The sequence below is a fragment of the Pseudoalteromonas sp. SR45-5 genome (assembly GCF_014163565.1).
GTDB lineage: Bacteria > Pseudomonadota > Gammaproteobacteria > Enterobacterales > Alteromonadaceae > Pseudoalteromonas > Pseudoalteromonas distincta.
In genome coordinates, this window is the sequence record NZ_JACJDN010000052.1 from 1 (window position 1) to 11,250 (window position 11,250).

Annotated in this window: 11 protein-coding genes; 9 read left to right on the forward strand and 2 right to left on the reverse strand. The window is 39.2% G+C overall.

Going from position 1 to position 11,250, the window contains the following annotated elements; translation table 11 throughout:
• The 7 genes from H5072_RS03660 to H5072_RS03690 all read left to right on the forward strand — a co-directional run.
• On the forward strand, positions 1-373 hold a 373-nt coding region (locus H5072_RS03660; RefSeq protein WP_310735870.1), incomplete at its 5' end, for a phosphoribosylaminoimidazolesuccinocarboxamide synthase.
• A 122-nt stretch (positions 374-495) separates the two neighbouring features.
• Positions 496-1,158 (forward strand): methylamine utilization protein, encoded by a 663-nt coding sequence (locus tag H5072_RS03665; protein ID WP_182194018.1) that lies wholly within the window; start codon positions 496-498, stop codon positions 1,156-1,158.
• Positions 1,151-3,466 carry an EAL domain-containing protein gene (locus H5072_RS03670; protein ID WP_182692737.1) on the forward strand — a complete coding sequence of 772 codons (2,316 nt, stop codon included), beginning with the start codon at positions 1,151-1,153 and terminating at the stop codon, positions 3,464-3,466. Before H5072_RS03665 ends, H5072_RS03670 begins: the two co-directional genes overlap by 8 nt.
• Entirely contained in the window at positions 3,453-4,286 is an 834-nt protein-coding gene (locus H5072_RS03675; RefSeq protein WP_182692738.1) for a DUF3034 family protein, read from the forward strand. Before H5072_RS03670 ends, H5072_RS03675 begins: the two co-directional genes overlap by 14 nt.
• Complete coding sequence (locus tag H5072_RS03680; RefSeq protein WP_007581961.1) at positions 4,286-4,705, forward strand: group 1 truncated hemoglobin; 420 nt, start codon at positions 4,286-4,288, stop codon at positions 4,703-4,705. The genes H5072_RS03675 and H5072_RS03680 overlap by 1 nt, the downstream gene beginning before the upstream one ends.
• 105 nt (positions 4,706-4,810) lie before the next feature.
• The gene (locus H5072_RS03685; RefSeq protein ID WP_182692739.1) at positions 4,811-5,977 is read left to right on the forward strand and encodes a capsular biosynthesis protein; all 1,167 of its coding nucleotides are present in this window, start codon (positions 4,811-4,813) and stop codon (positions 5,975-5,977) included.
• Entirely contained in the window at positions 5,977-6,810 is an 834-nt protein-coding gene (locus H5072_RS03690) for a sulfurtransferase (RefSeq protein WP_182692740.1), read from the forward strand. Before H5072_RS03685 ends, H5072_RS03690 begins: the two co-directional genes overlap by 1 nt.
• A 305-nt stretch (positions 6,811-7,115) precedes the next feature.
• Here the strand turns inward: H5072_RS03690 and H5072_RS03695 are convergent, their stop codons facing one another.
• Positions 7,116-7,475 (reverse strand): DUF5522 domain-containing protein, encoded by a 360-nt coding sequence (locus H5072_RS03695; RefSeq protein WP_024596018.1) that lies wholly within the window; start codon positions 7,473-7,475, stop codon positions 7,116-7,118.
• A 43-nt stretch (positions 7,476-7,518) separates the two neighbouring features.
• Between H5072_RS03695 and H5072_RS03700 the strand changes: the two genes are divergently transcribed.
• The gene (locus tag H5072_RS03700; RefSeq protein WP_024596017.1) at positions 7,519-7,845 is read left to right on the forward strand and encodes a hypothetical protein; all 327 of its coding nucleotides are present in this window, start codon (positions 7,519-7,521) and stop codon (positions 7,843-7,845) included.
• 94 nt (positions 7,846-7,939) lie between these two features.
• Here the strand turns inward: H5072_RS03700 and H5072_RS03705 are convergent, their stop codons facing one another.
• Positions 7,940-8,908: a class 1 fructose-bisphosphatase gene (locus tag H5072_RS03705; protein WP_182675695.1), complete on the reverse strand. Its 969-nt coding sequence runs from the start codon at positions 8,906-8,908 to the stop codon at positions 7,940-7,942.
• A 154-nt stretch (positions 8,909-9,062) separates the two neighbouring features.
• Here H5072_RS03705 and H5072_RS03710 point away from each other — a divergent pair.
• Positions 9,063-11,250: zinc-dependent metalloprotease (locus H5072_RS03710; protein ID WP_182692741.1), on the forward strand; the 2,188-nt coding region annotated here is incomplete at its 3' end.

Here is an 11,250-nt window from a genome sequence, read left to right on the forward strand (position 1 = left end):
TTATGTAGAGGATTTAAATGGCGCGCAACAGCTTATATATATTGATGAAGTAGGCACGCCTGATTCGTCACGTATTTGGGATGAAGCCGCTTACAAAGACGGTAAAATTGTTGAAAATTCTAAAGAAGGCTTTCGTCAATTACTGATTAATAACGTGCCAGAGAGCGACGTATTATTAAATAAAGATCGCATGAGTGAGCGTGAGCAGTTAGCTAAAGATTATATTTTACCAGAATCAGTAATGCTTGAAGTGTCAAATACCTATGTTGGCATAGCGAGTAAAATTGTTGGCAGAGATATCGTGATCCCTGAAGATCCTCGCCAAGAAGTTATTACTATTTTAGATAACGATTACGGATTAATTGTTAAATAACAGCACTTAAGTGCTAATAAAGCCAGTAACTAAATCTTTATTTTTAGTTACTGGGCTATAATTCTTGCAATTAGTGCTCGTCTCTAATTAACTTAACCTAATATTAATGTTTAGGTATTGTTATGTTTGAACGGGCATTGCAAAAGTTTGCTAAAAGTCATTACTTTTTAGCTATAGGTTTGTTTTTTAGTCAGTTTGCTTTAAGTGCAAATGTTGAATTAGTAATAGAAGATCAACACGGCCAAAAGTTATCAGGTGCTGTGGTTGAGCTTAATATTGCTGGTAAACAAGCCACACCATCAAATTTGCCCATTGCTATAATGGATCAAGTCCATAAGCAGTTTTTACCCGAATTATTAGTTGTACAACAGGGTCAAAAAGTTAACTTTCCTAACAGCGATAATATTCGCCATCATGTTTATTCTTTTTCACAAGCTAAGCCTTTTCAACTAAGATTATATTCAGGCCAACCAAAAGAGCCCATTACGTTTGAGCAACAAGGGGTTGTTGTTTTGGGGTGTAATATACATGACTCTATGGTTGGCTATATTTATGTAGCTAACAGCGAATTCGTATATAAAACAGATAAAAAAGGCTATGTAAATTTGCCTATTAATACACTGCCTGCACAAGTGAGTGTGTGGCATCCATTACAAACAGCACCATTGGAGAATAAAAAAATGATAACAATTAATTCTCAAAAACAGTTACAGATAACAGTAAACACATCAACTCCAGCACCCAGAAATACCTTTGGTAGTAAGTTTAAGGCTGGTAATGACTAATAGTTTACGAAATCGCATAACCATTTTATGTGTTGGCTTAGTGTTATTAACCACTATGGTCAGCTTGTTTAGTTTTTGGTGGTCTACGAGTAAATTTCAAGAAGAAAAAGTAAATCAAGATATTACCGTAGCGCAAAATGTTTATAAGCAATATTTAAAGTCAAAAGAAAGCCTACTGTTAACCGCTGCAAAAGTACTCACCTCCGATTTTGGTTTTAAGCAAGCTGTAGCAACGCGAGATGCAGGTACAATCAGCAGCGTGTTGTTTAATCACAGTCAGCGTATTGATGCCGAATTAATGTTGTTACTTGATTTATCGGGTAAGCTAATTTCCGCCAATACTGACGAAGACGTTTTTGCACACAACTTAAAGCCCTTGATGGAAGAGCTTTTAAGTGCGCCAGAAGAGTCTAGTTTTGTGGTGCTTAATAACGAGCTGTATCAAATTATTTTATTACCTGTAAAAGCGCCACGTACAGTAGCCTATAGTTTGGTGGGCTTTAAAATTGACGACAATGTAGCCCATGAACTAAAAAGCTTAACAGGCATGGATGTAAGTTTTATAGGCAGTGCTGACGATATTGTTATTAGCTCATTAGCTAATCGTCCTGAGCAATTTGAACCTGTTAGCTATTTTAGTACCGTAACCACATCGCGGTTTTTTGGTGAGTATTTAGTGTTTCGTAACCGAGAAATAGATTTACCATCGTTGTTGACCCATCCCATAATTATTTTGCTGAGTGCCGATTTAACACAAAGTTATAGTGACTTCGAAAAACTGCTTTTTACACTTATTATTTTAGCTATTTTAACTATGTTTGTAGGTGTTATTACGAGCAGCATATTTGCAAATAATTTAACTACGCCACTTACTCAACTAGCTGTAATAGCAAGGCAATTTGCACAAGGTAATTATGCATTTGAATTTAAAGGCCAAAGGCAAAGTACCGAAATAGACACGCTAGTCGCAGCGTTTGATAGCATGGGTAATGATATTAATCAGCGCGAGCAACAAATTAGCTTTCAAGCCAGACACGACTCCCTAACAGGCTTTTATAACCGCTCAGCCATGCTTGAGGTGCTTGATGATGAGTTAGATTCATCAGCCGAGTACACGCTCGTTGCAATAGACATAAAAGGTCTTCGCCATATAAACGATAAGCTCGGTCCGCGCATTGGTGATGACTGCCTAAAGGCAGTTGCTTGCAGAATAAGTGAGTTTTCGGATGAGTTAGGGGGCTTTCATGCCCGTATTGGCGGCGATGAGTTTTTAACTGTGTTTCCGACTGCGGCAGCACGTGAACACAAAAGCGGTATTGTTGGCTTAATGGCACAATTACAAGCGTGCTACACCATTCAAACACTCAAAATTAACTTACGCTTTAGTGCAGGCATTGTGCAGTATCCTACACAAGGTATTGCAAGTGATGACTTAATGCGCCGTGTGCTAATTGCAGTTGAAAGTGCTGCCAACACACAAGAGAGCATACATTACTATCAAAATGGCGAAGACGAAGCGCACTTAGAGCGCTTAATAATGCTTGATGAACTAAAGCAGGCTATTAGTGATGACGATGGTCAATTGTTTATGACTTATCAGCCAAAATTACATTTGAAATCGCAAAAAATAGATAAAGTTGAGTCGCTTATTCGCTGGCAGCGAAAAGATGGTAGCTGGGTTAATCCTGAACTGTTTATTGACTTAGCTGAGCAGTCGGGGCTTATTGTTGAACTTACTGGGTGGGTTGTTAATACGGTTGTAGCACAAGTAGCTGATTGGCAGTCTAAAAATATAAACTTACAGGCTGCAATAAATGTATCTGCGCAAGACATAGCATTTCCGGGCTTTCACGCTGCATTAGTTCGCACGCTTAAAAAGTACAAATTAGATTCTAAGCTGATCACTATTGAGCTTACTGAGCGCGATATGATCGAAAACGAAGAAAAAGGTATTAAAGCGCTCGAAAACCTAAAGGCAATTGGCGTTAAAATATCATTAGATGATTATGGTGTAGGGCAAACATCACTTGGTCGATTAAAAATGTTACCGATTGATGAGCTTAAGCTAGATAAGTGCTTTATCCTAAAACTTGATGAATCGCAAAAAGATCAATTTATAGTGCAATCATCAATTACGTTGGGACATCAGCTAGGTTTCTCGGTTGTAGCTGAAGGGGTCGAAACACTCGGTTCGCTAAATTTACTTAAAAGTATGCATTGCGACCATGCACAAGGTTATTATTTAAGCAGGCCCTTAAAAGCAGAACTATTAGAAGAATGGCTGGAGGAATACTATGAAAAAAATTAAATGTTTATTAGCTAGTTTGTTATTAATAAGTAGTTTACCTAGCATTGCAAGTAATGGAAAGCTGCTAGCTACACCAGGAGTCTCCCAGATAGAAGGCAGCGGCGGTGGTGGTATTGTACCTTGGGCACAACTTGCGGGATACGCAAGTGATGATGAGTTTTCGGTAAATGGCTTTTGTAGCCGCGCAGATGTAACTGACTACACACTAGATGTGTGCGGTGCACAGCTTAACTTATTTAATCGTGTTGAGCTCAGTTATGCCCAACAGCGCTTTGATGTACCAGCACTTGATGCTGAAATAGAGCAATCAATTACAGGTGCTAAAATACGTTTATACGGCGATATTGTTTACAGTGATTGGCCACAACTTAGCTTAGGTATTCAGCATAAATCACTGGATGATGGCAGTATTGCAACACTTGTAGGCGCAGAAGATACTAGCGGCACTGACTACTACCTCGCTGCTAGTAAATTACATTTAGGGGCTATTGCTGGTTATAACTGGTTTTGGAACGTAACTACACGATACAGCGAAGCTAATCAACTTGGTTTACTCGGCTACGGTGGAGAAAATGGTAGCAGTAAAGTGCTATTTGAAGGCAGTACAGCTATATTTTTCAGTCGTGAAGTAGCCGTAGGTGTTGAGTATCGTCAAAAATCAAATAACTTAAACTTAGGCGAACAAGATTGGAAAGACTTATTTGTAGCGTGGATGCCTAATAAGCACGTAAGTGTGACAGCGGCTTACCTTGATTTAGGAAGCATTGCAGGGGCTGACGATCAAACAGGTTGGTATTTATCGGTAACAGGGTATTGGTAATGAAAAGCGTTGGTATTTTTATAGTATGCGTAGGATTGCTTTGTAGTTGTGCTAGCTCAACACAATTATCGCTTTATCAAAAGCTCGATGGTAAAGCGGGGATAGGCAGAATTGTTGATAGCTTTATCTATCAAATAGGTAATGACGAGCAGATAATTCATTACTTTGAACACAGCAATATAGCGTACTTTCGCCAAGGGTTTATTACTCATATGTGTATGTTAGTAGAAGGCCCATGTACATACGATGGCGACTCTATGGTAGCAATCCATACAGGTATGCATATTACAGAGAAAGACTTTAATCATGTGGTTGATTTACTTATAAATGCAATGAATGAGCAGAACATTAGCCATAGTTTGCAAAACGATATTCTCTCTAGAATGGCACCACTTCGTGGTGAAATTATAAAAATGTAGCCATAAAGGCTTTAAAGTAATTATTAAGTAAAGGGAACCTTGCTTTGATGTCATTGTCCACTTAGAATTATTTCATAAAAACAATAATTGGCAAATATAGCTTGTATGGCTTATCTATTCATCTCTCGCAAAAATGTACACGCAAAATACTATAAAAAAATAATCAAAAAATTGTCGATGGATTGCCAATTACATATCATGGGAGCCCCTAAGCTTTCTGCTGTTAAGTATTTAAAAGATGCGTTTCAAGTTAATTTTACTGATGTAGTTAACTCTCAGCTAAAACGCAAAAGAGCACGTAATACTATCTGGAGTAATCCTATTATTACTGCTGTTTACAGTGCAGGGTTAGTTTTATTCGAACGATTACGATACGCTAAATATTTAGCCTTATTAACCGAGACTAATCCTGACTGCATTGTTATTTGGAACGGTAATAAACTTCCAAATACTACCGTTGCTATGGCTGCAAAAGCATTAGGTGTTAAGCAGTTTTATTATGAAAATGGTTTACTACCCGGTACAAGTAGTTTAGACCCTAGCGGTATTAACTATAATGCGTCGTTAAGCCGTGACCCTTCTTTTTACCTAAATTTTGACGCACAAAATAAGTTAAACTTCTGTGCGCCAGATTTAATTCCAAGAGCTGATCATAAAAAACGCTGTGAATTTGAGTGCGCTGATGTGCCAGAACGCTATATATTTGCGCCTTTTCAAGTACCTCACGATACTCAATTAGCTAGCTTTTCTCCGTGGATAAACTCTATGGACATGTTTTACGACGAGGTGATTAAAGCCGTCAAAAGCTTAAATGATCCAAGTTTAAAAGTGGTTTTTAAAGAGCATCCGTCGTGGCATAAACATTACGCTCATCTTTATGAAAAAGATCCGATTGCAATTTTTGCTAATGGAAATCAAACGAGTGATTTGATTAAGTGCGCAGAAGCCGTATTAACGATTAATTCAACGGTCGGCTTAGAAGCATTACTGCTAAATAAACGAGTTTTAACTCTTGGACAAGCCTGTTACAACATTGAGGGTTTGGTAAAGCATGCGAGCACTGCAGAGCAGCTTGCAGCAAATCTGAACGAAGTAATGCAGGGCTGGCAACCAAATACATTATTAAAGGATAAGTTTTTTAGCTTTATTGAACATGTATATTGTATTCCTGGCGTTTGGAAACACACTGAAGATAAACACATTAAAGCGATTGAAGCGCGTTTTACGGGTAATGATGAGTTTGCTAAATATCATGGTGATAAGGAATCGTAGTGAAAAACCTAATTAGCTGTCAGCAATTACACGAGCAAATTAATAATCCTGCATTAGTGATATTTGATGCAGGTATGCTGCGCCCAGGTGTTTTGGGTACTTATTCGCCACAAGCAATGCTGCCCAACGCTAAACGTTTTGACATAAAAAACGAGTTGGCCGATAGATCAAATCCCTTACCAAGTACGGTATGCAGCGAGCAGCAGTTTACCCACGTGATGCAAAATGCAGGAGTAAATAACGATTCGTTTATAGTTGTATACGAAGATGGCGGTTTATTTAGCGCAGCAAGGGCGTGGTGGATGTTTAAAGCTATGGGGCATCACAACGTAAAAGTACTCAGTGGTGGCCTTAAAAAGTGGTTAGAGAGCGGTTACGCCACACAGCAAGGTTATAGCAAATCGTTAGGTAAAGGTGACTTTACGGCAAACTATAATTATGAGTATTTTATTAATAGCCAACAAGTGGTTGACGCAATTGATGAGCCCAGCACTGTATTGCTAGATGCACGTGCTTATAAGCGTTTTACAGGCGAGGAAAGTGAACCCCGAAAAGGCATGCGTAGCGGGCATATCCCAAATAGTCGCTCGTTACCTTTTATGGATTTACTTAATAAAGGTGAAGCTAAACCACTTGCCGAAATTAAAGCGATATTTAGTGACGTGGTTGATGATGCGCGGCAGTTACAGTTTAGCTGTGGCTCAGGTATTACGGCGTGTGTTTTAGCGCTATTTGCTACTGAATGTGGTTACAGTAATTTAAGCGTTTATGATGGTTCGTGGAGTGAGTGGGGTGCAAGTGATTCATTACCCATCGCCACAGGAGAAAAGTAGATGTGTTGTGGGTTTAGAGCTTGCTCACGTTAAAGCCGCAGCGTCTCTAAACCTCTTTGTAAATAACAGTACTTAAAAATATTACTCACAAGGAGAAGTGAAAGAGAAGAAAATGAGAAGGTAAAAACCAGTGCTTACTCGTATTTGAATACTATTTTTATACAATCGCTTACTCTAAAAGCACAGCGCCTCTAAACCTCTTTGTGAATAATTGCATTTAAAAATATTACTCACAAGGAGAAGTGAAAGAGAAGAAAATGAGAAGATAAAAATCAATGTTTGCTCGTAGTTGTATTAAATAGCTTTTACTTTTTAAAACCATAAGGGCAGTTTTTACAACCATTTTTGCAGCACGAACCACGCTTTAAAAAGAACCACTTACTAAATACCATGTAACCACTTTGCATGGTGTAGTCGAGCCCTTCAATTAAATTGTCGTTACCTCTATATTGCTTTGCAAAGTCTATTTGGGTTTTAATAGGTTGTGTATAAACACCCTCTAAAAAAGTATTTATTTTATTAAGCGTGCACTTGCGGCATAAACAACTTGTTGCTGTGATATCAAGCGGTAAAATAGCCGGCAGCTCATTGCACCAACACGCTGATATATCGTCTACATTACACGTTAGAGTACTGTGGCATTGAGTACAGTTAAGTTGAGTCATTATAATTCTTTTTAGTAACAGTGAGCCAAGAATAACAAATATTATGAATACACAAAAAGCATTAGCTGAATTTATTACATTTGGAGAGCAAAGGGACGAAGCTATATCGGTTATCGTTTCAAGCCCTGCTGATAGCAATAAAGCTCACTATACTCTCTCAACCGAGGTTTTAATTGATGTGCTTAAACGCTGTTTAAGTAACGAAATAGACTTAGATGATTTGGAGCTTTGGGCAAACGTAATTGAATCGCGAGATGACATTGATTGTACTGAGCATGAAGGTTTTATTTATGCGCTCAGTAATAGCGAGCAAATGGGAGAGCTTAATCATCAAAAGCTTGCTCAAATAGTTGCGTTAGTAAAAGTTTGATTTGTTTAAAAAGCGAGGTGTAAAACCTCACCTAAAAAAAACCGCACTTCAATTGAATGCGGTTTTTTAAATTGAGGACAACCGTTTTAAGCGATTATTTATGATATCCCAAGCACGTTTCTACTTCGTTTTTAGAACCTAAAATAACGGCTACTCGCTGGTGGATTGCATCAGGCTGAATATCCATAATACGCTCGGTACCGGTTGATGCGATACCGCCAGCTTGCTCTACTAACATAGCCATTGGGTTTGCTTCATAAAGTAGGCGTAATTTATTTGGCTTTTTAGGATCTTTGGTGTCGGTAGGGTAAGTAAATAAACCGCCACGGCTAAGCACGCGATGTACATCGCCCACCATTGCTGCAATCCAGCGCATATTAAAGTTTTTAGCGCGCGGGCCTGTATCGCCTGCTAGCAAATCATCGATATAGTTTTGCATAGCTGGCTGCCAATGGCGTTGGTTAGACGTATTAATGGCAAATTCGTTTGTATCAGCAGGGATTTCGGCAAAATCTTGTGTAAGTAAAAAGCTGCCTTGTGTTTTATCAAGAGTAAACATGCGCGTGCCTTTACCTGTAGTCAGCGCAAGCATTGTTGATGGCCCGTAAAGTACGTAACCTGCAGCAACTTGCTTATGGCCGGGCTGCATAAATATGCTTTGATCAGCAGCGTCAGAGCCTTCAGGCGCTTCCATAATAGAAAATATAGTACCCACAAGTGAGTTAATATCCGTATTTGACGAGCCATCGAGTGGATCAAATGCCACTATAAATTTAGCGTCTGGGTTACCTGCTACTGTGTAGTCTTCTTCTTCAGAGGCGATTGCTTTAACCGTACCTGATTCCAGTAAAATATCTTTTAACAGCTGATTAGATAATACATCGAGCTTTTTTTGAGTTTCACCTTGAATGTTTTCATCAAGGGTTGAGCCTAATACGCCAGAAAGCGCGCCTTGACCAACGCGAAACGAAATTTCTTTACATGCCGCTAAAACTGTTCGAATTAATGATAAAAGTTCTCTTGAACAACCATCTTCAAGTAATACTGGAGGGAGTCTACGCATTCTATTTTCCTGATAACGTGTTAAAACCAATCATAATGTGAGAGAGATTAGCTTAGAGCGCTGAAATTCGTCTTAAATAACTGTATTGTTTAAATAGCACCCTATAATGGGACCACCTAATCGTACTTAAAACACAAATAACAAAGATAAGATTATGAAAAAAATACCACTACTAAGTTACATATTCTTTACTGTGCTGTGCTCTATCATAACTCAAGCGCACGCAGCAATTAAGTCAATTGATGAATTTACTACGCAAATGAATCATTTTCCGGGCTATTATTCGTTTTTTTACGATACCCAAAACGGGAAAGTATATTTAAAAGTTGATAAGTTTGAACAACAATTTTTACTGCAGCAAAGCTTGCCTTACGGTATCGGCTCTAACGATATAGGCCTTGATAGAGGTCAGCTTGGTAATACTCACCTTGTGCAGTTTGAGCGTTTTGGCGACAAAGTAATGCTGCGGGCTGTAAATACTTACTATCGTGCTAATACAAGTAACAAGGCTGAACAGCAAAGTATTAAAGAAGCGTTTGCATCAAGTATACTTGCTGGTTTTAAAGTGGTTGCAGAGGATAAAGCCACAGCACTTATTGATTATACGCCTTATTTATTAAGTGATGTACATGGCGTAAGCCGCACACTTGCTGCACGTAAGCAAGGCAACTTTAGCCTTGATGAATCACGTAGCGCCGTTTATATGAATCGCTCAAAAGCATTTGTAAAAAACACTGAGCTTGAAGCCGTACTTACATTTAAGGGCACAAAACCAGGTGAATTTGTTCGCCAAGTAAGTGCCGACCCTTATGCGCTTACTGTTCATATGCATCATTCACTTATTCAATTACCAGATGATAACTACACGCCTCGTAAGTTTAATCCGCAATCAGGTTTTTGGAGTATAGAACATAAAGATTACGCAGCGCCGCTTGGTGAGTCTATGTATGTGCGTTATATACCGCGTCATCGTCTAACTAAAAAGGACTCAAGTTTACCTATTAGTGAACCTGTTAAACCAATTGTTTATTACCTTGATCCTGGCGTTCCAGAGCCCGTTAAAAGCGCTTTGCTTGAAGGTGGGAAATGGTGGAACGACGCATTTACTGCTGCAGGATATAAAAATGCATTTATAGTAAAAGTGCTGCCAAGTAGCGCCGACCCTATGGATATTCGTTACAACGTCATTCAATGGGTACACCGTGCAACGCGTGGTTGGTCATACGGAAGTTCTGTAATTGACCCACGTACAGGTGAAATACTTAAAGGGCACGTAACACTTGGCTCATTGCGTGTTCGCCAAGATATTTTAATAGCTGAAGCACTCGCTGCTCCTTATTTAAAAGGCAATGAAGTTGCTAAAAACTTGCAAGCAATGGCGCTTGATCGTATTCGCCAATTAAGTGCGCATGAAATTGGTCACACGTTAGGTATTGCTCATAACTTTGCGGCATCGGTAGGTGATAGAGCTTCTGTAATGGATTACCCACACCCGCTACTTAGTTTTAATGAACAAGGTAAGCTTGATGTAACGCGCGGCTATGCAACAGGCATGGGCGTATGGGATACCCAGGTAATTAAATATGGTTATAGCGATTTTACTAACCAAGATGAAAGCGCAGAACTTGCTGCTATTTTAAAAGAAAATAAAGCCAAAGGCCTTGAGTTTATATCAGATAGCGACGCTCGTGCTAAAGGTGGCGCGCATCCAACAGCTCATCTATGGGATAACGGCACTAATCCTTCGCAGGAACTTTTAAGAGTACTCGACGTACGTAAAAAAGCGCTTTCGAAGTTTGGTATTAATAATATTAAAACGGGCGATTCATTATCGCAATTAGAGGAAAAACTAGTTCCGCTTTATCTGTTTCACCGTTTTCAGGTTGAGGCTGCAGTGAAACTCATAGCCGGTGTTGATTACGAATACGAAACACGCGGCGACTCAGCCGTAAAAGGCGCACAAGTCGTTAATAAAAAAACACAGCAAGAAGCAGTAAACGCTATTTTTGCAACGCTTAAGCCAAGTAACTTATTACTTCCTGAATCTGTGTTATCGCTAATTCCGCCAAAAGCATATGGTGAGTCTAAATCGCGCGAGAGTATAGTTGGGCGCACAGGATTAACGCTCGATGCAATGGCATTACCCGAGGTTGCAGTGCAGCATAGCTTGTCGCTTTTATTAAATGCACAACGTTTAAACCGCCTAGCGCAGCAGCAAGCACGTAGTAATGACTTTTATAGTTTAGATGAGTTGCTTGAGGAGCTATATAGCCAAGTGTTTAACGCGTCATCACCTAATACAATGACAGGTAAAATCACTCAGCGCGTGCAATTTTTAACTG

What these genes read in the sequence shown, in the direction of transcription:
- H5072_RS03665 (WP_182194018.1), top strand. Translation starts at nt 496, where the DNA reads ATGTTTGAACGGGCATTGCAAAAGTTTGCTAAAAGTCATTACTTTTTA.
- H5072_RS03670 (WP_182692737.1), top strand. Translation starts at nt 1,151, where the DNA reads ATGACTAATAGTTTACGAAATCGCATAACCATTTTATGTGTTGGCTTA.
- H5072_RS03675 (WP_182692738.1), top strand. Translation starts at nt 3,453, where the DNA reads ATGAAAAAAATTAAATGTTTATTAGCTAGTTTGTTATTAATAAGTAGT.
- H5072_RS03680 (WP_007581961.1), top strand. Translation starts at nt 4,286, where the DNA reads ATGAAAAGCGTTGGTATTTTTATAGTATGCGTAGGATTGCTTTGTAGT.
- H5072_RS03685 (WP_182692739.1), top strand. Translation starts at nt 4,811, where the DNA reads ATGGCTTATCTATTCATCTCTCGCAAAAATGTACACGCAAAATACTAT.
- H5072_RS03695 (WP_024596018.1), bottom strand. Translation starts at nt 7,475, where the DNA reads ATGACTCAACTTAACTGTACTCAATGCCACAGTACTCTAACGTGTAAT.
- H5072_RS03700 (WP_024596017.1), top strand. Translation starts at nt 7,519, where the DNA reads ATGAATACACAAAAAGCATTAGCTGAATTTATTACATTTGGAGAGCAA.
- H5072_RS03705 (WP_182675695.1), bottom strand. Translation starts at nt 8,908, where the DNA reads ATGCGTAGACTCCCTCCAGTATTACTTGAAGATGGTTGTTCAAGAGAA.